The organism is Pseudomonas sp. Irchel s3b6 (assembly GCF_900187415.1).
GTDB lineage: Bacteria > Pseudomonadota > Gammaproteobacteria > Pseudomonadales > Pseudomonadaceae > Aquipseudomonas.
In genome coordinates this window covers 13,697-38,458 of the sequence record NZ_FYDM01000015.1, presented here as the reverse complement: position 1 = coordinate 38,458, position 24,762 = coordinate 13,697, and the positions used below count along the sequence as shown (strand labels likewise).

Genomic DNA, 24,762 nt, shown 5'->3' with positions numbered 1-24,762 from the left:
CGCTGATTTTATGTTTGAACAACTCCTGCAAGACCTGGGGCTCTCTGCCTTCAGCTTGAAGGGCTTCGGCCCACTGCTGATGCAAGGCACCTGGATGACCATCAAATTGTCGGTGTTGTCGCTGCTGGTGGCCGTGTTACTTGGTCTGCTGGGCGCCAGCGCCAAACTTTCCGCTTCCAGGCTGCTTCGGATACCAGCCCAGTTCTACACCACACTGATTCGCGGGGTACCGGACCTGGTACTGATGCTGCTGATTTTCTACAGCCTGCAAACCTGGCTGACATCCTTTACCGACTTCATGGAATGGGAATACATCGAAATCAACCCGTTCAGCGCCGGGGTCATCACCCTGGGCTTCATCTACGGCGCCTACTTCACCGAAACCTTTCGCGGCGCGATCATTGCCGTGCCCCGTGGCCAGGTCGAAGCAGCCACCGCCTATGGCCTCAAACGCGGCCAGCGCTTTCGTTTCGTGGTGTTCCCGCAAATGATGCGCTTTGCCCTGCCGGGTATCGGCAACAACTGGATGGTGATGCTCAAGGCCACCGCACTGGTGTCAATCATCGGCCTGGCCGATCTGGTCAAGGCCGCCCAGGACGCTGGCAAAAGCACCTATCAACTGTTTTATTTCCTGGTGCTCGCCGCTTTGATCTACCTGGTGATCACCAGCGTGTCGAACATTGTCCTGCGCAGGCTTGAACGCCGTTATGCCGCAGGCAGCAGGGAGGCCGTACGATGATCGAACTTCTGCAGGAGTACTGGCGGCCATTCCTCTACAGCGACGGCTACCACATCACCGGCCTGGCCATGACGATGTGGCTGCTCAGCGCCTCGATCTTCATCGGCTTCGTGGTATCGATCCCGCTGTCGATAGCCCGGGTTTCGCCACACTTCTACATCCGCTGGCCGGTGCAGTTCTACACCTACCTGTTCCGGGGGACGCCGCTCTATATCCAGCTGCTGATCTGCTACACCGGGATCTACAGCCTGGCCGCGATCCGCGCGCAGCCGGTGCTGGATGCGTTCTTTCGCGATGCGATGAACTGCACCATCCTGGCGTTTGCCCTGAACACCTGTGCCTACACCACGGAGATTTTCGCCGGGGCGATTCGCAGCATGGCCCACGGCGAAGTCGAAGCGGCCAAGGCCTACGGCCTGACCGGCTGGAAGCTGTATGCCTACGTGATCATGCCATCTGCCCTGCGTCGTTCGCTGCCGTACTACAGCAACGAAGTGATCCTGATGCTGCACTCGACCACCGTGGCCTTTACCGCAACCATCCCCGACGTACTGAAAGTCGCGCGCGACGCCAACTCGGCGACCTTCATGACCTTCCAGTCGTTCGGCATCGCCGCGCTGATTTACCTGACCGTTACCTTTGCGCTGGTCGGCCTGTTCCGACTGGCCGAACGCCGCTGGCTGGCGTTCCTTGGGCCGACTCACTAGGATTTTCTGCACATGCGCCACCAGATTCATGACTTGCTGGCCCCATTGCCGGGCACCACGCGACAGATCCACAGCTTCCACTTCGGTCCGACACAGGGCCAAGGCAAGATCTACATCCAGTCCTCGCTGCACGCCGACGAACTGCCCGGCATGCTGGTGGCCTGGCACCTCAAGCTGCGCCTGGCGGAGCTTGAAGCCGCCGGTCGCCTGCGCAGCGAAATCGTGCTGGTGCCCGTCGCCAACCCGATTGGCCTGGAACAGGTGCTGATGGATGTGCCGCTCGGGCGTTACGAGCTTGAAAGCGGACAGAACTTCAACCGCTGGTTCGTCGACCTGAGCGAAGAGATCGGCAACGAGATCGAGGGCCGGCTCAGCGATGACCCGCAACGCAACCTGGCACTGATCCGCAGCCACCTGCGCAGTGCGCTGGCACGGCAGACCGCCAGCACCCAACTGCAATCCCAGCGCCTGGCCCTGCAGACACTGGCGTGTGACGCGGACATGGTGTTGGACCTGCATTGTGATTTCGAAGCGGTCACGCACCTGTACACCACCCCTGACGCCTGGCCCCAGGTCGAACCCCTGGCACGCTACATTGGCGCCGAGGCCAGCCTGCTGGCCACCGACTCGGGCGGCCAGTCGTTCGACGAATGCTTCACCTTGCTCTGGTGGCAACTGCAGGAGCGTTTCGGCGAGCACTTCAACATTCCGATGGGCAGTTTCTCGGTCACCGTAGAGCTGCGCGGCCAGGGTGACGTCAACCATCCCCTGGCCAGCCTGGACAGCCAGGCGCTGATCGACTATCTGACACACTATGGCGCGATTGAAGGCCGGGCCCCGCCCTTGCCGGAGCTGCCCTACCCGGCCACTCCGCTCGCTGGCGTAGAGCCAGTGGCCACGCCGATTGGCGGCTTACTGGTGTACCACGTGCTACCGGGTGAATACCTGCAGGCAGGGCAATTGATCGCTGAAATCATTGATCCGATCAGTGACCGGGTCACACCGGTTCACTGCACCAACGCCGGCCTGCTGTACGCCCGCTCCACGCGACGCATGGCCACTGCCGGCATGGTGATCGCCCATGTTGCAGGCCTTGAAGCGTATCGCACCGGCTACCTACTTTCGCCTTGAGGATGTTTGCCCCATGTACAAACTGACCATTGAAGGCCTGCACAAGAGTTACGGCAGCCATGAAGTACTCAAGGGCGTTTCGCTGAAGGCCAAGACCGGTGATGTGATCAGCCTGATCGGCGCCAGCGGTTCGGGCAAGAGTACCTTCCTGCGCTGCATCAACTTTCTCGAGACCCCCAACGACGGCGCCATGAGCATGGACGGCCAGGCCATCCGCATGATCAAGGATCACCATGGCATGCGCGTGGCAGACGAAGCCGAACTGCAACGACTGCGTACCCGCCTGGCCATGGTGTTCCAGCACTTCAACCTGTGGAGCCACATGACCGTACTGGAAAACATCACCATGGCCCCGCGCCGGGTGCTGGGCGTGAGTAAAAAGGACGCTGAAGAGCGTGCTCGCCGTTATCTGGACAAGGTCGGCCTGTCGGCACGGGTGGCGGATCAGTACCCGGCGTTCCTGTCGGGCGGTCAGCAGCAGCGCGTGGCCATCGCCCGGGCGCTGGCGATGGAACCGGAAATCATGCTGTTCGATGAACCGACCTCGGCCCTGGACCCCGAACTGGTCGGCGAGGTGCTCAAGGTGATCCAGGGCCTGGCCGAAGAAGGCCGGACCATGATCATGGTCACCCATGAAATGAGCTTCGCACGCAAAGTGTCCAACCAGGTGCTGTTTCTGCACCAGGGGGTGGTGGAAGAGGAAGGGACACCCGAGGATGTACTGGGCAACCCGAAGAGCGAACGCCTGAAACAGTTCCTCAGTGGCAACCTGAAGTAACTGATCACGCATGAAACGGGAGTCGGCCTGGCCGACTCCCGCCCCCCCCTGGGCTATGTGCTTGCTTTTGAGGGATAACGGCTCGGCCCCAGCCTTTTACACAAGCAGGCATGACGAGCAGGCCGCGATCAAAACACGGCCCACCTACCTGAAGGTTCCACAGGCACACACCGTTATTTCCGAGTATGAGCGGCCAGTCTGGGTTATCACACTACTGGAGCAGGAGGCGGCTCATCCGGCAAGGTCGGCTCACCGGGCTCGTTGGGCTGTTCGTTGGGGGTGTCCGGGTCGGGTTGGCCGGGGATCCCGCCAGCCTGAGTGACGGCCGGATGCGCCAACAATGACCACGCCAGCACACCCACTTGGTTGGGTTCGAGCCTGGCCAGTTCGGCACTTATTCGAGGATCGATTTTCATTGCGCACTCCTGAGCGATGGCCCGACCCGCCTTGCGCGGGTCGGAGCAGTACACTCCATAGAGTGTACGCTCGCTCAAGAATTCATACGCGTTGTCAGACGGTTGACTCAGGTGCGCGGCAAGGTCACGCCACGCTGGCCCTGGTACTTGCCGCCACGGTCCTTGTAAGACACTTCGCACTCTTCATCGGATTCGAAGAACAGCATCTGCGCCACGCCTTCATTGGCATAGATCTTGGCCGGCAGCGTGGTGGTGTTGGAAAACTCCAGGGTCACGTGACCTTCCCATTCCGGTTCCAGCGGCGTGACGTTGACGATGATGCCGCAACGCGCGTAGGTGCTCTTGCCCAGGCAGATGGTCAGCACGTTGCGCGGGATCCGGAAGAATTCGACGGTACGGGCCAGCGCGAACGAGTTCGGCGGGATGATGCAGACATCGCTTTTGACGTCGACGAAGCTCTTCTCATCGAAGTTCTTCGGATCGACGGTCGCCGAATTGATGTTGGTGAACACCTTGAACTCATCGGCGCAACGCACGTCGTAGCCGTAGCTCGACACCCCGAAGGAAATCAGCCGGTCGGCGCCTTCGCCACGCATCTGGCGCTCCACGAAGGGCTCGATCATCCCGTGCTCTTGCGCCATGCGGCGAATCCACTTGTCCGATTTGATGCTCATGGCGGGTGTCCTGAAATAGCGAGGTGGAAAAATTCTGTCCGGCATCTTACCGGGCACGCAGCAGGGTTCAAAGTCCGGGGATGGATAAATCGCCGATCCCCTTAATATCAGAAGCCGTGCGTCGCTGATGCGCACCGTCAGTCACGAAAACAGAGAAACCTTCGCAAAGACCATTGGCACGTTCCGGAAAAAGGGTTAAGGTGGCGCCACTGTGCTGCTTGTGTCACTGAGAATCTCTACACGATATGTTGAATTTCGATCCAACCATCTACAAGAATTTTTCCTGCTCTTTGCACTCAGTCTCGGCCAGGGTTCTTCCTGAGTCGCAGTTATCTTTGTCCAAGGAGTTACACCATGTCTAATCGCCAAACCGGTACCGTTAAGTGGTTCAACGATGAAAAAGGCTTCGGCTTCATCACTCCACAATCCGGTGACGACCTGTTCGTTCACTTCAAAGCTATCCAATCCGACGGCTTCAAAAGCCTGAAAGAAGGCCAACAGGTTTCTTTCATCGCTACCCGCGGTCAGAAAGGCATGCAAGCTGAAGAAGTACAAGTTATCTAACTTGTACTGATTTAGTAAAAAGCCCCGCCCTCAAAGCGGGGCTTTTTTGTGCCCGGGTGTTTTGTACAGGCAAAAAACTGCAACACGGCCAGCCGCACCACTGCGCGCCTTACCAGGTCACCCCAAACCCAGCGGAATAATGGGTCTTGTCCAGGTCGCTATCCTGTGTACCTTTGATTTCATTGCGCTCGGCCTTCAGATTGAGCGACGCCCAGTCCGTCACCCTGTAACGCAACCCGGCCTCGGCATCGAGTGCGTAGTCCGCCACACTGGACAGGGGCTTGCCGACCTCGCCGGTGGTGAACAGCTCGACCGACCTGCCAATCAGGTAGCGGTTGTAGTCCCACTTCATCGCCAGGGAGTAGAAATTATCCCGCCCTCCCTGCGTGTACTCATAGTCGGTTCGATTCAACAGCGAACCTAGCGAAAACGCACCTAGCTCATCATCCCAGAACTGATAGCCCGGCCCCGTACCCACAGTGCGCTGCAGCTTCAAGTCTTCAACCTTGTCGCGCTTGTAGTTGAATCGCCCTTGCCAGAACCACTGCTCGGTAACGAAGCGGTCAAGGGCGTATTCCGCACGCCAATTGTCCGAAGTCACCACCTCATCCTGGAACTCGCGGTTATATTCGCCTTCCGCCGTGTGACGCCAATGACCATGACGCGCACTGGTCTTGAAATCGATGGCGTAGTCATCCGTCTTGGTTTCCGAGCGCTCGTAATCCAGCGCGACGTCGACATTGCCCTTCCACACCATATCCTCGACCACCGGTCGGGGCTTGAGCATTTGCTGAATACTGGCCAGCTCCACGGTCCTGGGCGCATCACCGTTGGCCAACGTGACCTTGCCTGCATCGGCCGCCTGCAACGATTTGGCCACCTCTGCACTGTAATCGCCCTGTTTGACCAGCAGTTGCTGATCACTTTCCAGGGTCTTGACCTGCTTCCAGTCGATCGCAACCGCCCCGGCGTACTCGGTCTGGATCAGCAACTTGCCGCCGTCGAAGAGCCTGATCTTGCCACTCAAGCGATCACCGTTCTTCAACCAGACAGTGTCGGCGAGTGCTGGCGTGCAGACAGAGAGGACGGCGAGGCATAACAAGGTTCTGGACAGCATAAGCAACGACAACACTCGGGTTCGCGAAAAAAGGCGGCATTATCCCATAGAGAACGCCCAAGCAAGGACTGACCGGGGTATTTGCATCGAGTTCATTTATCATTGGATCATTGGCGCCTCGAGCTACCAACGGTACGACGCCCCCCTTTCCAAGGAAACCCGGACGTGAGTGACGACGAGAACGATTCCCAGGACCCGGCACACATCCGCCGAACGGCACTCTACGTCACCCTGGCGCAAGTGCCGGAAGGCAAGGTCGTCAGTTACGGCCAACTCGCGGAACTGGCCGGCCTTGGTCGCGCCGCTCGCTGGGTGGGACGTGCCCTCAGCCAATTGCCCGCGGACAGCACGCTGCCCTGGCACCGCGTACTCGGCGCGGGCGGCCGGATCAGCCTGCCAGCAGGCACCCCATCGGGCGACGAACAACGGGCGCGCTTGCGCATGGAAGGCGTCAGTATCCTGAACAATCGTGTTGATATTCAGCGCCATGGCTGGCGCCCGGTAGAGCACAGCGGTTAGAGTGCGCGCTTTGTTTCCGTATATTTTGAGGCAGACTCCAGCCCATGCCCCGTAAAACCTGGCGCGCCGCGCTCGCCGCTTATGCCAGCCCCTCGACGCTCGTGCTGTTGCTGCTGGGCTTCGCCGCCGGCCTGCCCTACATGCTTGTGTTTTCGACGCTTTCCGTCTGGTTGCGTGAGGCCGGCGTGGCCCGCGAAACCATTGGCTACGCGAGCCTGATCGGGCTGGCCTATGCCTTCAAATGGGTCTGGTCGCCACTGCTCGACCAGTGGCGCCTGCCGTTGCTGGGCAAACTGGGTCGACGACGATCCTGGCTGGTGCTGTCGCAAGTCCTGGTGATCCTGGGCCTGATCGGCATGGGCTTCTGCGACCCGCAAAAACACCTGTCCTGGTTGATCGCGATTGCCGTGGTGGTGGCCTTTGCCTCGGCCACCCAGGACATTGCCGTCGACGCCTACCGCCTGGAAATCGTCGACGACACACACCAGGCCGCACTGGCCGCCAGCTACATGTCCGGCTATCGGGTTGCTGCCTTGCTGGCCACCGCGGGCGCCTTGTTCTTTGCCGAAGGCTTCGGCTCCACCGGTTTCAATTACAAACACTCGGCCTGGACCGGTACCTATGTCCTCTTTGGCCTGCTGATGATCCCGGCGCTGGTGACCTGCCTGCTCATGCGCGAACCGCCAGTGCCGCTGCGCACACAACTGTCCGCCGGCCGCTACAGCTTTGCGCACCAACTGGCGTCCGTGTTCGTCCTGATCGTGCTGCTGGTGTCCGTACCGGCGATGTTCACCCAGCTCTACAACACCGACTTTGCCAGCGTACTGTTCGGCGACGCCAGCCTGCTCGACCTGCTGCTGGAAGACCGCGCTTTCCTGCGCGCCATCCTCTACATCACCTTCACTGCCATGTGCCTGTCGACCATGGGCCGACGGGGCCTGGCCCCGGTGCTGACACCGGTCAACGACTTTGTCATGCGCTATCGCTGGCAAGCCTTGCTGCTGCTCGGCCTGATTGCCACCTACCGCATGTCCGATACCGTGATGGGCGTCATGGCCAACGTGTTCTACATTGACCTGGGCTTCACCAAGGACCAGATCGCCGGGGTGAGCAAGATCTTCGGCCTGATCATGACCCTGATCGGCGCCGGCATGGGCGGCCTGCTGATCGTGCGTTTCGGCATCCTGCCCATTCTGTTCATCGGCGGCGCGGCCTCGGCCGGCACCAACATTCTGTTCGTGATGCTCGCCGACATGGGCGCCAACCTGCAGATGCTGATTGCCACCATTTCCCTGGACAACTTCAGCTCCGGCCTGGCGACATCGGCCTTCGTGGCCTACCTGTCGAGCCTGACCAACCTGAAGTTCTCGGCCACCCAATACGCCCTGCTCAGCTCGATCATGCTGCTGTTGCCACGCCTGATCGGTGGCTACACCGGGGTCATGGTGGAAAAATTCGGCTACCACGACTTCTTTATCATCACCGCCCTGCTTGGCATCCCGACCCTCGTCCTGATCCTTGTGCACTGGTATCAGGAAAGCCGCCGTGAAGGCCCGACGCCGACACAGACGCCGGAGCCCACCCAGACGACTAACGCCATCGAGTAATCCCGGACAGCGCGGGGCTTTCCCCGCGCCCGGGTGATACCCTAGGCTGCACGCCTGTACGTCAGCGGATCTCGCCCGTACAATGTTCCGTCATTTCTAGTCTTCAGCAACCGACAACGGCCTACCATGCGCACCAGTCAATTTTTGCTCGCCACACAGAAAGAAACGCCTTCCGATGCGGTCGTCATCAGCCACCAGCTGATGCTGCGTGCCGGCATGATCCGCAAACTCGCCTCGGGCCTGTACACCTGGCTGCCCATGGGCCTGCGGGTAATGCGCAAGGTTGAAGCCGTCGTTCGCGAAGAAATGAACGCCGCCGGCTCTCTCGAAGTGTTGATGCCGAGCACTCAACCGTCTGAGCTGTGGCAGGAATCCGGTCGCTGGGAGGAGTACGGCCCTGAACTGCTGCGCTTCAAGGATCGCCATGGTCGCGACTTCTGCGCAGGCCCGACTCACGAAGAAGTGATCACCGACCTGATGCGCAACGAGTTGAGCAGCTACAAGCAGCTGCCGATCAATCTGTATCAGATCCAGACCAAATTCCGTGATGAGATCCGCCCACGCTTCGGCCTGATGCGCGGCCGCGAGTTCATCATGAAGGACGCCTACTCCTTCCACGCCGATCAGCCATCGCTGCAGGTCACCTACGACCGCATGCACCAGGCTTATTGCAACGTGTTTACCCGCCTGGGCCTGAAGTTCCGCCCGGTTGAGGCCGACAACGGCTCGATCGGCGGCGCCGGTTCCCACGAGTTCCACGTACTGGCCGAGTCCGGTGAAGACGACATCGTTTTCAGCAACGGTTCCGACTACGCGGCGAACATCGAGAAAGCCGAAGCCGTGCCACGGGAAACTTCCCGCGCCGCAGCCACCGAAGAACTGCGCCTGGTCGACACGCCGAACGCCAAGACCATCGCGCAACTGGTCGAAGGCTTCAACCTGCCGATCGAAAAGACCATCAAGACCCTGGTGGTACACGCCGAAGAAGCCGGCAAGCTAATCGCGCTGATCATTCGCGGCGACCACGAGCTCAACGAAATCAAGGCCGCCAATCAGCCTGGCGTTGCCAGCCCGCTGGTCATGGCCTCCGAAGCCGAACTGCGTGACGCCATCGGCGCCGGCGCCGGCTCCCTCGGCCCGCTGAACCTGCCGCTGCCAATCATCATCGACCGCTCGGTCGAACTGATGAGCGACTTCGGCATCGGCGCCAACATCGACGACAAGCACTACTTCGGCGTCAACTGGGAACGCGACCTGCCGGTTCCGACCGTGGCCGACCTGCGCAACGTCGTGGCCGGCGACCCGAGCCCCGACGGCAAAGGCACCCTTGAAATCAAGCGCGGCATCGAAGTCGGACACATCTTCCAGCTGGGCAACAAGTACAGCAAGGCGATGAAGTGCGAAGTGCTGGGCGAGAACGGCAAGCCGGTGACCCTGGAAATGGGTTGCTACGGTATCGGCGTGTCCCGCGTGGTGGCGGCAGCCATCGAGCAGAACAACGACGAGAAAGGGATCATCTGGAGCGACACCCTCGCACCTTTCCAGATTGCCCTGGTGCCATTGCGCTACGAAACCGACCTGGTTCGCGAAGCCACCGACAAGCTCTACGCTGAATTGACGGCGGCCGGCTTCGAAGTGCTGCTGGACGATCGCGACAAGAAAACCAGCCCGGGCATCAAGTTCGCGGACATGGAGCTGATCGGCATTCCTCACCGGATCGTGGTCAGTGACCGCGGCCTGGCCGAAGGCAACCTGGAATACAAGAGCCGTACCGAGGCCGAGCCGCAAGCGCTGCCGGTCGCCGACGTGCTGTCGTTCCTTCAGGCTCGTATCCGCCGCTGACACCAGATAGAGACCTCATGTTCAAGCGAAACACCTTAAGCCTCGGTGGTGCCGCCCTGTGCGGCACCCTGCTGATCAGCGGCTGCGCCAATCAAATGTCGCAGCGCAGCGAGCACGAGGAGCGCATCGAGCGAAAACTGCTCGATCACAGCCTTCAGATCGATGTCGGTGAGCCTAAGGTGCTTGAGCTGCCGCAACGCCGGGTACGGATAAACGAACAGAAGACCTTCGAGGTCACCGAGTTCGAAGTCACCCGTCGCTATGATCGCTATACGCCGTACCAACCCTGGCGGGAGGTCTACGAGATCCCGCTGGGCGCGGTCGCGGTGGTGGCCGGCGTCGGCGCCAACGTGGTCAATGTCTTCGCCCTGGGCAACCTGCCGGACAGTGCCACCAAGGACTGGATCAGCTACGGCTTTGCCGGGCTCAACCCGTTCATGAACGTACAGTCCCACGGACGCGCGCAACAGAACCTGGCGGGCATCGATGAAGTCCAGCGCGACAAGCGCACGGAGTACTCGAGCCTGCCCTGGAGCGAACGCCCGGTAGAGGTCAAGACCGGCAAGCAGACCTTCGAGCTCACCACCGACCGTAATGGCCTGTTGCGCTTGAACCTGCTCGACAGCCCGTTCTCGGAAAACGACCTGAGCCACATCAGCAAGCTGCATATTTCCGTAGCGGATGCCCAGGATGACGTGCACACCGACTCATCACTGGCCATTAGCGGCAACTTGCGCAGCAAGCTGCTGGAAGCCCATGAGCTGATTTACGACGACCTCGAAGACGACGAAGTCAGCCAGTGGGTACACCGGGTCAAACGTCTGTCGGAACTGGGTCTGGAAGAGGAAGCCAGCGAGCTTGAACAGAGCCTGATCGAACTGACTCGCAACGATCCTGAACTGCAGAGTGAGTTCCTCAAGTCCCTGACCAAGGATGCCGGACGGCTAGTGGCCGACCCTGGCCCGAATTGATCTGACGCTTCACGGGCAAGCCTCGCCCCTACCCTGGTAGGCGCGAGGTCTTACCAGCCAAATAGATCCAGTTGCTCGAACCCGCCCCGCAGATCCTGCAAACGCACGCCAATCCCCAGCAATCGCACCGGCTTGCCACCCCGGTTGAATGCCTGTGTCAGCAACAGCTGAAAACTGCCCAAATCCCGCCCCGCGCCGGCCTGCTCCAGTGTCGTCTGGGTGAAGTCATGAAACTTCACCTTCACGAACGGCTTGCCCGGACGGTAACTGCTGTCGATGCGAGCCATGCGCCCATTCAGCGACTCCAGCAACGCTGGCAGCTTGTCCAGGCAGCTGACCAGGTCTGGCAGATCAACGTCGTAGGTGTTTTCCACGCTCACCGACTGCCGCCGACTGTCATTCTGCACCTGCCGCTCATCAATCCCACGAGCCAGACTCCATAACCGTTCGCCGAAACTGCCGAACTCGCGCACCAGCGCCAGCTTGTTCCACTCGCGCAACTGCAGGCAATCGACAATCCCCAGCCGGGCCAGCTTGTCCGCCGTGACCTTTCCCACCCCGTGCAACTTGCTTACCGGCAGTTGCGAGACAAAATCCTCGACCTGATCCGGCGTGATCACGAACAACCCGTTGGGTTTTTTCCAGTCACTGGCGATCTTCGCCAGGAACTTGTTCGGCGCCACGCCTGCCGACACCGTGATGTGCAACTGATTGGAGACCCGGCGCCGGATATCCTGGGCAATTCGCGTGGCACTGCCCGCGAAATGGCTACTCTCGGACACATCGAGGTAAGCCTCGTCCAGCGACAGGGGCTCGATCAGCTCGGTGTAATCGCGAAAGATGGCCTGGATTTCCTTCGACGCCTCTCGATAGGCTTCCATCCGCGGCTTGACGATGACCAGGTCCGGGCACAGCTTCAGTGCATGTCGCGAAGACATCGCCGACCGTACCCCAAAGGCTCGCGCCTCATAGTTGCAGGTTGCAATGACGCCCCGCCGGTCCGCCGAACCACCCACGGCCAGCGGCTTGCTGGCCAGCGTCGGGTCGTCACGCATCTCGATGGCAGCATAAAAGCAGTCGCAGTCGACGTGGATGATTTTGCGTTGCGTCATATCAAGGCGGTGTTCAATGAAGGAAAAGGAACCCAAACAAGCCAGATCACCAGTATCTCACTGACAACTGTATATAGCACCAGTACCTTGAATCTTCTCTACTGAGCGTAGGACAGGTGACTGATGGATTTATTTTTCTAATCAAGTTCAAGCCACCAATAGAGCTGAAAGCCTTGCACAGCAAGCCTTCAAGCCCATAACCCTCCTGACAAAAAACGCTAACCGATTGAACAGACAGCATTTTTTATGAATCAATCGTTGACAGCACCCTGATCCTCTGTAGAATGCCGACACACAGACGCGGGATGGAGCAGTCTGGTAGCTCGTCGGGCTCATAACCCGAAGGTCGTCGGTTCAAATCCGGCTCCCGCAACCAAACATCAAAAAAGGCTACTCGAAAGAGTGGCCTTTTTTGTGCGCGCATGTTTTACCTCTCCCCCTGCGGAGCAAACATCGAGATGCGATAATTTTTCTTTGCACATCTGATACTTAACCGCAAAGCCACAACCGCTTGGGGTGAATTTACGTTTATTTGACCCCGCGAACAACTAACGGTTGACACTCAGGCATTCACCTGTAGGATGCCGACACACAGACGCGGGATGGAGCAGTCTGGTAGCTCGTCGGGCTCATAACCCGAAGGTCGTCGGTTCAAATCCGGCTCCCGCAACCAAACATCAAAAAGGCTACTCGAAAGAGTGGCCTTTTTTGTGCGTGCGTGTTTTTACTTCTCCCCCTGCGGACCAAACGCCGAGACACGATAAATTCTCATTGTGCGTCCGAGACTTAACCGCACACCTACGACCGCTTGAGGCGATTTTACGTTTACTTGACCGCGCGTATAATTAACAGTTGACACTCCGGCGTTCGCCTGTAGAATGCCGCCACACAGACGCGGGATGGAGCAGTCTGGTAGCTCGTCGGGCTCATAACCCGAAGGTCGTCGGTTCAAATCCGGCTCCCGCAACCAAACATCAAAAAAGGCTACTCGAAAGAGTGGCCTTTTTTGTGCCTGTCGAAAAACCCTTTCGTAACAATGGCTTGGCAATTCACTGCCCGGTCTCCCCATGCCCTCCCCACTCCAACATCTCAGGCTATGCTCAAGCACAAGCCTGCCTTGCCCATTGGCAACGCACATCCGCGGGGCAATACGCGTTAATATTTGTAACTATATTTTTCTGCAGGGATTGGTAACTTGGCTGGATACCTCCATCCTGTCGCGCACAATCCAAGAGGTGATTGATGCGCGCCAACTCGTCTGACTCACAAGACACCGTGACAGGAACTCAACCGATCAACGCCAGCCGCTTGCACTGGCTGGACCTGATCAGCAAATACCGCCAGCCCATTGGCCTGGCAGTGACGCTGCTGCTGTTCGCGATCGCCCTGATTGCCTGTCGTCATCTATTAAGCGAACTCGACCTCTACGCCCTGCACGACTCGATCCTGCAAGTCCCGCAGCCAGCCTTGCTCGGTGCATTGGGCGCAACGATTATCGGCTTCATGGTGTTGCTCGGCTATGAATGGTCGGCGACGCGTTATGCCGGCGTGACCCTGCCAGCACGCACTCTGTTTCTGGGGGGCTTCACCGCATTCGCGATCGGCAATGCCATCGGCCTGTCGCTGTTGTCGGGCGGCTCGGTGCGCTATCGCCTGTACGCGCGCCACGGCCTGGGGGCGGCAGAAGTCGCTCGCATGACGCTGTTTGCCAGTTTATCGCTGGGCTGCGCCCTGCCGCCGCTGGCCGCCCTGGCCACGTTGAGCAACCTGCCCGCCGCGTCTGTCGCACTGCACGTGTCGCAACCTGTGCTGGCGGCGATTGCGATTGCCGTACTGCTGTTGTGCGCGATCCTGGCGATCGGCCTCTACCGTCGTCGCCTGCCCGAGCAGCCGTATGCGGATAATTTGCTGGTGCGTATCGGTCGGCGAACCCTGCGCCTGCCAGGCCGGCGCCTGACCTTCCTGCAACTGATCATCACCGCGCTCGACGTGGCCGCTGCCGCGATCGTTCTGTACCTGCTGCTACCGCAGGCGCCACCCTTCGGTGCGTTCCTGCTGGTTTATCTTCTGGCCCTGGCCGCGGGCGTACTCAGCCACGTACCGGGGGGCGTCGGGGTATTCGAAGCCATCTTGCTGGCCGCGTTCGCCGACACGCTCGGTGCCGCGCCACTGGCCGCCGCGCTGCTGCTGTATCGCCTGATCTATGTGGTCCTGCCGATGCTGGCGGCGTGCATTCTGCTGTTGATCAATGAAGCCCAGCGGCTGTTCACCACCCGCGAAGCATTGCGCACGGCCTCTGGCCTCGCCGCGCCGGTACTGGCCGTGCTGGTATTTCTCTCCGGCGTGGTCCTGCTGTTCTCCGGCGCCACGCCGGAGATCGATACCCGCCTGGAACATATCGGCTTTCTGATCCCTCATCGCCTGATTGACGCGTCGCACTTCGGCGCCAGCCTGATCGGCGTGCTGTGCCTGCTGCTGGCCCAAGGCTTGCGCCGCCGACTGTCGGCCGCGTGGATGCTGACCACCGTGTTGCTGCTGACCGGCGCCCTGCTTTCGCTGCTCAAGGGGTTCGACTGGGAAGAAGCCAGCCTGCTGATCCTGACGGCCAGCCTGCTGGCCATTTTCCGTCGCTCGTTCTATCGCCCCAGCCGCCTGACCGAACTGCCCTTCTCGCCCCTGTATCTGGTGGCCAGCGTCTGCGTACTCGGCGCCTCGATCTGGCTGCTGCTGTTCGCCTATCAGGACGTGCCCTACAGCCACGAACTCTGGTGGCAATTCACCCTGGACTCCGATGCGCCCCGTGGCCTGCGCTCGCTACTCGGCGCCGCCGTGGTACTGGTGGTCGTGTCGTTGACCTGGCTGCTGCGAACCGAACGCCCGGTGATCCACCTGCCCGACAGTACCGAACTGGATAAAGCCCAGAAGATTCTGCTGGCCTCGGCGCAGCCGGACGGAGGCCTGGCCCTGACCGGTGACAAGGCGCTGCTGTTCAACCCCGACGACAACGCCTTCCTGATGTACGCGCGCCGTGGCCGCAGCCTGGTGGCGCTGTACGACCCGATCGGCCCGCCCCAGCAAAGGGCCGAGATGATCTGGCAGTTCCGCGACCTGTGCGACCTGCATCACGCCCGCCCGGTGTTCTACCAGGTCCGTGCCGAGAACCTGCCCTACTACATGGACATCGGCCTGACCGCGATCAAGCTTGGCGAGGAAGCCCGGGTCGACCTGCAGCGCTTCGATCTCGACGCCAAGGGCAAGGAGATGAAAGACCTGCGATACACCTGGAACCGTGGCACCCGCGATGGTTTGTCGCTGGAGATCTTCGAACCAGGGCAGGCACCGATGGACGAACTGAAAGTCATCTCCGACGCCTGGCTCACCGGCAAGAACGTGCGCGAGAAAGGCTTCTCGCTCGGCCGTTTCAGCGACGACTACCTGAAGCACTTTCGCATTGCGATCATTCACTTTGAAGGCCGCCCGGTGGCGTTCGCCAACCTGCTCGAGACTTACAGCCACGACTTGGCCAGCCTCGACCTGATGCGGGCGCACCCCGAAGCCCCGAAGCTGACCATGGAGTTCATGATGGTCGGCCTGATTCAATATTATAAAAGCCATGGCTATGCGCGCTTCAGCCTGGGCATGGTCCCATTGTCGGGCCTGCAGCCGCGTCGCGGTGCGCCACTGACCCAGCGCCTCGGCTCGATGGTGTTCCGCCGTGGCGAGCAGCTCTACAACTTCCAGGGGCTGCGCCGCTTCAAAGACAAGTTCCAGCCTGACTGGGAACCCCGCTACATGGCCGTGCCCGCCGGACTCGATCCGCTGGTGGCGCTGGCCGATACCGCCGCCCTGATTGCGGGCGGCTTGACTGGATTGGTGAAACGCTGATGATTCGACGTGCCTGGCGGTATGTACTGGCCACTCTGGTGGTACTGGCTGTAATACTCGGCGGTGGCTACTGGTACTGGAACCGCCCCGCCCCCGAACCGACCCTGGAAGTGCTGGCGCCGCCTGATGGCGCACCCATGACCCGGGTCATGCCTGGCTCGACGCCCCACGCCCGGGTGGTGGTTGCGGTGACCGATGAACAGAAGCTGAGCGACAAGCAACTGATTGCCCTGAGCCGTGGCGGCGCCGCGCAGATCGTCCAAGTGATCCTGCCCAAGGACTGCCTGCTGCAAGGGCGGGCGCTGCAATCGGCACTCAGGGAACTCAAGGGCCCGGCGACGCTGGTCAGCGGCATAGGCCCGGGCGCGGTACTGGCCTGGCGCTGGCTGGCCGAACAAAAGGACGACAAGTCCCAGGCGGTCTCGGTCGACCTGGCCCTGGAAAAGCCCGGCTGCACCCACCTGCTGCCAAAAAGCGCCGCCCATGGCCATTGGCTGGTGGCCTGGAACGACAACCCGGACGATACCAGTGCCGGTTTCGTGCGCGACCAACCCAATGCGCAAACCAGCATCAGCGACTATGACATCAACTTGCCGCAAGTCCTCAACAACGAGCTGCGCAAGATCCTGGTCGGCTCCGACAAGGGCAATGGCGGGCTCAGCATCCCCGTGGTCGAGGTGCCTGCCGGCCAAGCCAGGGACACCGTCACCCTGTTCCTGTCCGGCGACGGCGGCTGGCGCGACCTGGACCGTGACGTGGCCGGAGAGATGACCAAGATCGGCTATCCGGTGGTCGGCATCGACACCCTGCGCTACTACTGGCAGCACAAAAGCCCCGAGCAAAGCGCCATCGACCTGGGCGAACTGATGCAGCACTACCGGCAAAAATGGGGCACCAAGCGCTTCATCCTCACCGGCTATTCGTTTGGTGCGGACGTACTGCCTGCCATCTACAACCGCCTGCCCGAGTCGGAGCAGCAGCGCGTCGATGCGATCATTCTGCTGGCCTTCGCCCGCACTGGCAGCTTCGAGATCGAAGTCGAAGGCTGGCTAGGCAATGCAGGCAAGGAAGCCGCCACCGGCCCGGAAATGGCCAGGCTGCCGGCGGCCAAGGTCGTGTGCATCTACGGCGTGGAAGAGGCCGATGAAAGCGGCTGCACCGACAAGACGGCCGTCGGCGAAGCCGTGAAGCTGCCCGGCGGACACCACTTCGACGAGAACTACCCGGCCCTGGCTCAGCGCCTGGTCGACATCATCGAAAAGCACCAGGACAAGCGCAAGGTCGCTGAGGAGTGACCTGAGCCGCGCCCAAAAAGAGGCCCCCGCTGCCGCAAGGTAACGGGGGGCTTTTCACATGGCTTACATCTCGACCTGAGTGCCCAGCTCAATCACCCGATTCAGCGGCAGTTTGAAGAAGCGCAGGTTGCCGTTGGCGTTTTTCAGCATGAAGGCGAACAACACCTCACGCCAACGGGCCATTCCCACCAGTTTGGAGGTGATGACCGTCTCGCGACTGAGAAAATAGGTAGTGCGCATCGGACTGAAATCCAGCGCCTCGAGATGGCACAGTTTCAGGGCCTGCGGCACGTCCGGCTCATCGATGAAACCGAAGTGCAGGATCACCCGGAAGAAGCCTTCACCATAGGCATCCACCTCAAAGCGGCGTTGCACCGGCACCCGTGGAATGTCTTCGTAGACCACCGTCAGTAGCACTACCTGCTCGTGCAACACCTGGTTGTGCAGCAGGTTGTGCAGCAAGGCATGAGGTACCGCATCCGGGCGGGCGGTGAGAAACACGGCGGTACCCTGAACCCGATGCGGCGGCTGCACGCGAATACTGCTGATGAAAATCGGCAGTGGCAGCCCGCCCTCATCCATTCGATCCACCAATAGTTCCTTACCGCGCTTCCAGGTGGTCATCAGCACGAATAGCACAATCCCCGCCAATACCGGGAATGCACCACCCTGCAAGATCTTGGGCACGTTAGCGGCGAAGAACAGGCCGTCCACCAACAGGAAACCCAGCAGAATCGGCACGGTAAGAATCGGTGACCATTTCCACAGCAGCAACATCACCGCCGATACCAGAATACTGGTGATCAGCATGGTTCCGGTCACTGCAACGCCGTAGGCCGACGCCAGCGCGCCGGACGACTCGAAACCGAGCACCAGCAGAATCACGCCGACCATCAACGCCCAGTTCACAGCGCCGATGTAAATCTGCCCCTGTTCGGCACTCGAGGTGTGCTGAATGTACATGCGCGGGATGTAGCCAAGCTGGATCGCCTGACGCGTCAGGGAGAATGCGCCAGAGATCACTGCCTGGGAGGCAATCACCGTCGCCAGGGTCGCCAGAACGACCAACGGTACCAGCGCCCAGCTTGGCGCCAACAGGTAGAACGGGTTACGCGCGGCCTCCGGATTCTCAAGCAGCAGTGCGCCTTGGCCAAAGTAGTTGAGCACCAGGGCCGGCAGCACCAACGCGAACCAGGCGCGGGCAATCGGCTTGCGCCCAAAGTGGCCCATGTCGGCATACAGCGCTTCCGCTCCCGTCAGAGCCAGCACTACCGCACCGAGGATCGCCACCCCCATACCCGGGTGAACGATGAAGAAGCGCACACCCCAGACCGGGTTCAATGCATGGAGTACTTCGGGATGCTGAGAAATGCCGTTGATGCCCAACACGCCCAGCACCACAAACCACAACACCATCACCGGGCCGAACAGTTTGCCGATGCGATCAGTGCCGTGTTTCTGAATCAGGAATAACCCCACCAGCACAATCAGCGCCAATGGCACGACCCAGCGCTCCAGCCCGTCAAATGCCAGCTCCAGCCCTTCCACCGCAGAGAGTACGGAGATCGCCGGGGTGATCATGCTGTCCCCGTAGAACAGCGCTGCGCCGATCAACCCGAGGATGACCAACACCGTGCGCAGCTTCGGATAGGGAGAGGCTGCACGTCGCGCCAGTGCCGTCAGTGCCATGATCCCGCCCTCGCCCTGGTTATCGGCGCGCAGGATGAACAGCACGTACTTGATCGAAACGACCCACACCAGCGACCAGAAAATCAGTGCGAGAATCCCGAACACGCCATCGTGATTGACCGGCACCCCATAATGACCGGCAAACACCTCTTTAAGGGTATAAAGCGGGCTGGTACCGATATCGCCATACACCACCCCGACCGCCGCCACCAGCATCCCCAAGGGTTTTGCTACCCCGGAATGCTCCGTGCTCACCGCCTGACTACTTGCCTGCCCCATCAACCACTCCTGCCCACCAAGACCGGGGCTTCATTCAAAGCACGGCGCAGATCGTGCGCCTGCGCTGTACAAACCGGTACAGACTGATGTGCAGCCTGCGCTGTTTTACCTGTTGATACAGACGATTCATTGACGAACAAAATACACTTGGGTGTAACGGCGCGAAGCATAGCGCAGCACTCGTCGTATTTCCCTGCATAAAGCTGGTCAAGCGCGCTGACCATCGCTAGAATTGCGCACTTTTTGATCAGAGGCAGGCGTCCTGTCTCGCGAATCACTGCTGACTTCTTGACGAATGACTGTTGTTGCCATGCTGCCTTGCCTGGCAACAACAGTCATTCGTCAAAAAACGGCGTATTCACGAGACAGGACGCTAAGCGCCCATCTGTCGCCTTGCCGTCTTCGGCTGGAGGCGTCATAAAACACCGAGGTTAGACATGTCCACCACTCCTGCGTCAGCCAATCCCAAGGTTGGCTTCGTATCCCTGGGTTGCCCGAAAGCGCTGGTCGACTCCGAGCGCATCCTTACCCAACTGCGCATGGAAGGCTATGACGTCGTGTCCACCTATCAGGACGCTGATGTCGTGGTGGTCAACACCTGCGGCTTCATCGACTCGGCCAAGGCCGAATCCCTGGAAGTGATCGGCGAAGCCATCAAGGAAAACGGCAAGGTCATCGTGACCGGCTGCATGGGCGTCGAAGAAGGCAACATTCGCGACGTGCACCCAAGCGTACTGGCCGTCACCGGCCCGCAGCAGTACGAACAAGTGGTCAACGCCGTCCACGAAGTCGTGCCGCCACGCCAGGACCACAACCCGCTGATCGACCTGGTGCCACCGCAAGGCATCAAGCTGACACCGCGCCACTATGCCTACCTGAAGATCTCCGAAGGCTGCAACCACAGCTGCAGCTTCTGCATCATCCCGTCGATGCGCGGCAAACTGGTCAGCCGCCCGGTGGGCGACGTGCTCGACGAAGCCCAGCGCCTGGTCAAGTCCGGCGTCAAGGAACTGCTGGTGATCTCCCAGGACACCAGCGCCTATGGTGTTGACGTCAAGTACCGCACCGGTTTCTGGAACGGCGCGCCGGTGAAAACCCGCATGACCGAGCTGTGCGAAGCCCTGAGCACCCTCGGTGTCTGGGTTCGCCTGCACTACGTCTACCCGTACCCGCACGTTGACGAACTGATTCCGCTGATGGCCGCCGGCAAGATCCTGCCGTACCTGGACATCCCGTTCCAGCACGCCAGCCCGAAAGTGCTCAAGGCCATGAAACGCCCGGCCTTCGAAGACAAGACCCTGGCGCGCATCAAGAACTGGCGCGAAATCTGCCCGGACCTGATCATCCGCTCGACCTTCATCGTCGGCTTCCCGGGCGAAACCGAAGAAGACTTCCAGTACCTGCTGAACTGGCTGACCGAAGCCCAGCTCGACCGCGTCGGCTGCTTCCAGTACTCGCCGGTTGAAGGCGCTCCAGCCAACGACCTGAACCTGGACATCGTGCCGGACGACGTCAAGCAAGACCGCTGGGACCGCTTCATGGCGCACCAGCAGGCCATCAGCTCGGCGCGCCTGCAAATGCGCATTGGCCGCGAGATCGAAGTGCTGGTCGATGAAGTCGACGAGCAAGGCGCCGTTGGCCGCTGCTTCTTCGATGCCCCGGAAATCGACGGTAACGTGTTCATCGACAACGGCAGCAACCTCAAGCCAGGCGACAAGGTCTGGTGCAAGGTGACCGACGCCGACGAGTACGATCTGTGGGCTGAACAGATCTAATCGTAAAAAATACGCAAAGCCCCGCTCTCCAGACGAGATGCGGGGCTTTTTTACGACTATTGTTTGGTTCAGTGAACTCACTCACCACAAGGGGCAGGCGGGCATGCGCCATCATTCGGTCATCCACACGCCGAAACATAGCGACTACGAAGAACTCACCCGGGTCTGGGAGGCGTCGGTACGCGCCACCCATGATTTTTTGCCGGACCCTTACATCGAGCGCTTGAGAACCCTGGTGCTGACCTGCTACCTGGACGCCGTGATGCTGATTTGCACCCGTGACAAGCATCAGCGCATCACCGGGTTCGCCGGCGTGGCCGCGGGCAAGATCGAGATGCTGTTCATTGCCCCCGAACACCGCGGCGAAGGCCTGGGCAAACAACTGCTGCGCTATGCCCTGGAGCACCTCAACGCCGATGAACTGGACGTCAACGAACAGAACCCGCAAGCCCTCGGCTTCTATTTGAAACAGGGCTTTGAAGTCATCGGACGCTCGGAAGTCGACGGCATGGGGCAGCCCTATCCCTTGCTGCACATGCGTTTTAAACAGCCTCAGCAGCAGGCCCTGCGCGGCTAAAAGCCACACGAGGCAAATGGACCCGCGATTAACCGGCGCGAGGCAGGTACAATGCCTGCCCCCTTTTTGTTACGGCCTTGTCATGACTGACCCCATTCGCCTCTCCAAACGCCTCATCGAGCTCGTCGGCTGCTCCCGTCGGGAGGCTGAGCTGTTCATTGAGGGCGGCTGGGTCACCGTGGACGGCGAAGTCATCGACGAGCCCCAGTTCAAGGTCGACAACCAGAAAGTCGAGCTCGATCCAGAAGCCAAGGCCACCGCGCCGGAGCCGGTGACCATCCTGCTGAACGTTCCCGTGGGCATGGATGCGGACACCGCCATGGCGACGATCAGCGCCGAAACTCTGAGCGAAGAGCACCGCTACGGCAAACGTCCGCTCAAGGGCCACTTCCTGCGGCTGACCGCCAGTACCGACCTGCAGGCCAATGCCAGCGGTTTGCTGGTGTTCACCCAGGACTGGAAGATCCTGCGCAAACTCACTGCCGATTCCAACAAGATCGAGCAAGAGTATGTGGTCGAGGTTGAAGGCGACATGGTGGCTCACGGCCTCAACCGCTTGAACCACGGCCTGACCTACAAGGGCAAGGAACTGCCAGCGGTCAAAGCCAGCTGGCAGAACGAAAACCGCCTGCGCTTTGCGATGAAGAACCCACAACCGGGCGTGATTGCCCTGTTCTGCCAGGCCGTCGGCCTGAAGGTCGTCGCCATCCGCCGTATCCGCATCGGCGGCGTGTCCATCGGCAAAGTGCCGTTGGGGCAATGGCGCTACCTGTCCGGCAAAGAGAAGTTCTAAGACTTTTCACGCCGCCATACATTTCGGCACCGCAGTTTTGTGCGGCGCCCACTGCTGAATATCAGGATTGCACACCATGATTCATAACGACGTACTGCGCAGCGTGCGCTACATGCTCGACATCAGTGACAAGAAAGTCATCGAGATCATCAAGCTCGGCGGCATGGACGTGACCATGGAAGACCTGGTGACGTACCTCGATAAGAAAGAGGAAGACGAGGAAGGCTTCGTACGCTGCCCGGACGACGTCATGGCGCACTTCCTCGATGGCCTGGTGATCTTCAAGCGCGGCAAGGACGAAAGCCGTCCGCCGCAGCCCATCGAGCTGCCGGTGACCAACAACATCATCCTGAAGAAGCTACGCGTGGCTTTCGAACTGAAAGAAGACGACATGCACGCCATCCTCAAGGCGGCCGAGTTCCCGGTGTCCAAGCCTGAACTGAGTGCGCTGTTCCGCAAGTTCGGCCACACCAACTACCGCACGTGCGGCGACCAGTTGCTGCGTAACTTCCTCAAGGGTCTGACGTTGCGCGTCAGAGCGTAAGACAGCGACAAGCTGCAAGCTACAAGTCAAGGCTTGTCGCTTGCAGCTTGTAACTTGAGGCTTCAGTAATGACCTACAGCGTTTCCCCCATCGGCTTCGTGCGCTCCTGCTTCAAGGAGAAGTTCGCCATCCCCCGTCAACCGCAACTGGCCCCGGCCGCCCGCGGCATTCTGGAGTTGGTGGCACCGTTCGATCAGGGCGATGCCGTGCAGGGCCTGGAACAGGTCAGTCATGTCTGGCTGCTGTTTCTGTTTCACCAGGCACTGGAAGACAAGCCACGACTCAAAGTCCGCCCGCCGCGCCTGGGTGGCAACAAATCCATGGGTGTATTCGCCACCCGTGCGACCCATCGCCCCAATGGCATCGGTCAATCGGTGGTCAAGCTGGACAAGGTTGAAGGCAATCGCCTGTGGATCTCCGGCATCGACCTGCTGGATGGCACACCGGTCATCGATATCAAGCCCTACGTGCCCTACGCCGACATCATTCCTGAGGCCTCCAATGCGATCGCCAGCGCGGCGCCGCAGTTGATTGCGGTGCAGTGGGCCGAGAGCGCACTGCAACAGGCTCATACGCACGCTCAGCGCCTTGAAGAACCCTTGGTGGAGCTGATCGAGCAGTGCCTGGCCCAGGATCCGCGCCCGGCCTACCAGACCCCGACGCCCGAGCGCGAGTACGGTGCACAGTTCTGGGACCTGGACGTGCGCTGGCACTACCCGACGCCGGACTCGATTCGGGTCCTTGAGGTCATCCCCGCCAGCGCCTGATCCCCAGCAACGAAAAAGCCCGCGCAGCCTTGTCAGGCAACGCGGGCTTTTGCTTGGACATGCATCCAGTGACGCTCTGCGTCACTGGAACAACCGCTTACTTCTCGACGAACGCACGCTCGATCAGGTAGTCGCCTGGCTCGCGCATCCGTGGCGAAACCTTCAGGCCGAAGCTGTTGAGCACTTCGCTGGTTTCGTCGAGCATGCTCGGGCTGCCGCACAGCATGGCGCGGTCGTCTTCAGGGTTGATCGGCGGCAGGCCGATGTCGCTGAACAGCTTGCCGCTGCGCATCAGGTCGGTCAGGCGGCCTTCGTTCTCGAACGGCTCGCGGGTCACGGTCGGGTAGTAGATCAACTTGTCACGCAGCGACTCGCCGAAGAACTCGTTCTGCGGCAGGTGCTCGGTGATGAATTCGCGGTAAGCGACTTCGTTGACGTAACGTACGCCGTGGCACAGGATCACTTTTTCGAAACGCTCGTAGGTTTCCGGGTCCTGGATGACGCTCATGAACGGCGCAAGGCCAGTACCGGTGCTGAGCAGGTACAGGTGTTTACCCGGCTTCAGATCGTCCAGCACCAGGGTGCCGGTCGGTTTCTTGCTGATGATGATCTCATCGCCTTCCTTCAGATGCTGCAACTGGGAAGTCAACGGGCCATCAGGCACCTTGATGCTGAAGAACTCCAGATGCTCTTCCCAGTTCGGGCTGGCAATGGAGTAAGCACGCATAAGCGGGCGGCCGTTGGGCTGTTGCAGGCCGATCATCACGAACTGACCGTTCTCGAAGCGCAGGCCCGGATCGCGGGTGCACTTGAAGCTGAACAGAGTGTCGTTCCAGTGGTGAACACTGAGGACACGCTCGTGGTTCATGTTGCTCATGTACGTGGGACTCCTGGAGATTTTGCCTGCGCCGATGCAGTGCGCAATTGCATCGCATTCTAATGGCGGCGACAATATCTGTTAAATGGATTATTAAGATAAGG

23 protein-coding genes and 3 tRNA genes are annotated in these 24,762 nt (G+C 60.3%); 19 read left to right on the top strand and 7 right to left on the bottom strand.

Going from position 1 to position 24,762, the window contains the following annotated elements:
* Positions 1-10 precede the first annotated feature (10 nt).
* Genes CKW07_RS20520 through CKW07_RS20505 form a run of 4 tightly spaced genes read left to right on the top strand, consistent with a single transcriptional unit; the run spans position 11 to position 3,355 of the window.
* Positions 11-739, top strand: a complete 729-nt coding sequence (locus CKW07_RS20520; RefSeq protein ID WP_095077419.1) for an ABC transporter permease — start codon at positions 11-13, stop codon at positions 737-739.
* Entirely contained in the window at positions 736-1,446 is a 711-nt protein-coding gene (locus tag CKW07_RS20515) for an ABC transporter permease (RefSeq protein WP_095146777.1), read from the top strand. The genes CKW07_RS20520 and CKW07_RS20515 overlap by 4 nt, the downstream gene beginning before the upstream one ends.
* 12 nt (positions 1,447-1,458) lie before the next feature.
* Positions 1,459-2,577, top strand: a complete 1,119-nt coding sequence (locus CKW07_RS20510) for a succinylglutamate desuccinylase/aspartoacylase family protein (protein ID WP_095146776.1) — start codon at positions 1,459-1,461, stop codon at positions 2,575-2,577.
* Between the two features lie 13 nt (positions 2,578-2,590).
* The gene (locus CKW07_RS20505) at positions 2,591-3,355 is read left to right on the top strand and encodes an ABC transporter ATP-binding protein (protein ID WP_095146775.1); all 765 of its coding nucleotides are present in this window, start codon (positions 2,591-2,593) and stop codon (positions 3,353-3,355) included.
* Positions 3,356-3,561: 206 nt separating this feature from the next.
* Here CKW07_RS20505 and CKW07_RS20500 read toward each other — a convergent pair whose 3' ends face one another.
* Positions 3,562-3,771, bottom strand: coding sequence for a hypothetical protein (locus CKW07_RS20500; RefSeq protein ID WP_095146774.1), 210 nt, complete (start codon positions 3,769-3,771; stop codon positions 3,562-3,564).
* Between the two features lie 107 nt (positions 3,772-3,878).
* Positions 3,879-4,445, bottom strand: coding sequence for a dCTP deaminase (dcd, locus tag CKW07_RS20495; protein ID WP_019692149.1), 567 nt, complete (start codon positions 4,443-4,445; stop codon positions 3,879-3,881).
* Positions 4,446-4,799: 354 nt separating this feature from the next.
* On the opposite strand from dcd, the gene CKW07_RS20490 reads away from it, so the two are divergent.
* Positions 4,800-5,009 carry a cold-shock protein gene (locus tag CKW07_RS20490; protein ID WP_002554837.1) on the top strand — a complete coding sequence of 70 codons (210 nt, stop codon included), beginning with the start codon at positions 4,800-4,802 and terminating at the stop codon, positions 5,007-5,009.
* A 109-nt stretch (positions 5,010-5,118) separates the two neighbouring features.
* On the opposite strand, the gene CKW07_RS20485 is transcribed toward CKW07_RS20490, so the two are convergent.
* On the bottom strand, positions 5,119-6,126 hold the full coding sequence (locus tag CKW07_RS20485) for a DUF481 domain-containing protein (RefSeq protein WP_095146773.1): 1,008 nt from the start codon (positions 6,124-6,126) through the stop codon (positions 5,119-5,121).
* 165 nt (positions 6,127-6,291) lie between these two features.
* Here CKW07_RS20485 and CKW07_RS20480 point away from each other — a divergent pair, with 165 nt between their 5' ends.
* From CKW07_RS20480 to CKW07_RS20465, 4 genes are all read left to right on the top strand, one after another.
* Positions 6,292-6,645, top strand: coding sequence for an MGMT family protein (locus CKW07_RS20480; protein ID WP_095146772.1), 354 nt, complete (start codon positions 6,292-6,294; stop codon positions 6,643-6,645).
* A gap of 44 nt (positions 6,646-6,689) precedes the next feature.
* Entirely contained in the window at positions 6,690-8,252 is a 1,563-nt protein-coding gene (locus CKW07_RS20475) for an AmpG family muropeptide MFS transporter (protein ID WP_095146771.1), read from the top strand.
* Positions 8,253-8,378: 126 nt separating this feature from the next.
* A complete protein-coding gene (locus CKW07_RS20470) occupies positions 8,379-10,094 on the top strand; it encodes a proline--tRNA ligase (RefSeq protein ID WP_095146770.1) in 1,716 nt (571 codons plus the stop codon).
* Between the two features lie 17 nt (positions 10,095-10,111).
* On the top strand, positions 10,112-11,065 hold the full coding sequence (locus tag CKW07_RS20465) for a hypothetical protein (RefSeq protein WP_095146769.1): 954 nt from the start codon (positions 10,112-10,114) through the stop codon (positions 11,063-11,065).
* A gap of 50 nt (positions 11,066-11,115) precedes the next feature.
* Here the strand turns inward: CKW07_RS20465 and dinB are convergent, their stop codons facing one another.
* Entirely contained in the window at positions 11,116-12,177 is a 1,062-nt protein-coding gene (gene dinB / locus CKW07_RS20460) for a DNA polymerase IV (protein WP_095146768.1), read from the bottom strand.
* Positions 12,178-12,476: 299 nt separating this feature from the next.
* On the opposite strand from dinB, the gene CKW07_RS20455 reads away from it, so the two are divergent.
* From CKW07_RS20455 to CKW07_RS20435, 5 genes are all read left to right on the top strand, one after another.
* Positions 12,477-12,553: transfer RNA gene (locus CKW07_RS20455), tRNA-Met, on the top strand.
* A 220-nt stretch (positions 12,554-12,773) separates the two neighbouring features.
* Positions 12,774-12,850, top strand: a tRNA-Met gene (locus tag CKW07_RS20450).
* Between the two features lie 220 nt (positions 12,851-13,070).
* Positions 13,071-13,147 (top strand) — tRNA-Met (locus tag CKW07_RS20445).
* 272 nt (positions 13,148-13,419) lie between these two features.
* Entirely contained in the window at positions 13,420-16,062 is a 2,643-nt protein-coding gene (mprF, locus tag CKW07_RS20440) for a bifunctional lysylphosphatidylglycerol flippase/synthetase MprF (protein WP_095146767.1), read from the top strand.
* Entirely contained in the window at positions 16,062-17,357 is a 1,296-nt protein-coding gene (locus tag CKW07_RS20435; protein ID WP_095146766.1) for a virulence factor family protein, read from the top strand. Before mprF ends, CKW07_RS20435 begins: the two co-directional genes overlap by 1 nt.
* Before the next feature lie 63 nt (positions 17,358-17,420).
* Here CKW07_RS20435 and CKW07_RS20430 read toward each other — a convergent pair whose 3' ends face one another.
* Both CKW07_RS20430 and CKW07_RS20425 read right to left on the bottom strand, forming a co-directional pair.
* Positions 17,421-19,262 carry a potassium transporter Kup gene (locus tag CKW07_RS20430; RefSeq protein WP_371850663.1) on the bottom strand — a complete coding sequence of 614 codons (1,842 nt, stop codon included), beginning with the start codon at positions 19,260-19,262 and terminating at the stop codon, positions 17,421-17,423.
* Between the two features lie 62 nt (positions 19,263-19,324).
* Positions 19,325-19,657 carry a hypothetical protein gene (locus tag CKW07_RS20425; protein WP_141234464.1) on the bottom strand — a complete coding sequence of 111 codons (333 nt, stop codon included), beginning with the start codon at positions 19,655-19,657 and terminating at the stop codon, positions 19,325-19,327.
* Between the two features lie 105 nt (positions 19,658-19,762).
* Between CKW07_RS20425 and rimO the strand changes: the two genes are divergently transcribed.
* The 5 genes from rimO to tsaA all read left to right on the top strand — a co-directional run bounded on the left by rimO (position 19,763) and on the right by tsaA (position 23,781).
* Positions 19,763-21,100 carry a 30S ribosomal protein S12 methylthiotransferase RimO gene (rimO, locus tag CKW07_RS20420; RefSeq protein WP_095146763.1) on the top strand — a complete coding sequence of 446 codons (1,338 nt, stop codon included), beginning with the start codon at positions 19,763-19,765 and terminating at the stop codon, positions 21,098-21,100.
* Between the two features lie 103 nt (positions 21,101-21,203).
* Positions 21,204-21,677, top strand: coding sequence for a GNAT family N-acetyltransferase (locus CKW07_RS20415; protein WP_095146762.1), 474 nt, complete (start codon positions 21,204-21,206; stop codon positions 21,675-21,677).
* An 82-nt stretch (positions 21,678-21,759) separates the two neighbouring features.
* Positions 21,760-22,470, top strand: a complete 711-nt coding sequence (locus tag CKW07_RS20410; RefSeq protein WP_095146761.1) for an rRNA pseudouridine synthase — start codon at positions 21,760-21,762, stop codon at positions 22,468-22,470.
* A gap of 76 nt (positions 22,471-22,546) precedes the next feature.
* Positions 22,547-23,014: a DUF1456 family protein gene (locus CKW07_RS20405; RefSeq protein WP_095077439.1), complete on the top strand. Its 468-nt coding sequence runs from the start codon at positions 22,547-22,549 to the stop codon at positions 23,012-23,014.
* Positions 23,015-23,082: 68 nt separating this feature from the next.
* Complete coding sequence (gene tsaA / locus CKW07_RS20400; RefSeq protein WP_095146760.1) at positions 23,083-23,781, top strand: tRNA (N6-threonylcarbamoyladenosine(37)-N6)-methyltransferase TrmO; 699 nt, start codon at positions 23,083-23,085, stop codon at positions 23,779-23,781.
* A 97-nt stretch (positions 23,782-23,878) separates the two neighbouring features.
* Here the strand turns inward: tsaA and fpr are convergent, their stop codons facing one another.
* The gene (gene fpr, locus CKW07_RS20395) at positions 23,879-24,658 is read right to left on the bottom strand and encodes a ferredoxin-NADP reductase (protein WP_095146759.1); all 780 of its coding nucleotides are present in this window, start codon (positions 24,656-24,658) and stop codon (positions 23,879-23,881) included.
* Between the last annotated feature and the right edge of the window lie 104 nt (positions 24,659-24,762).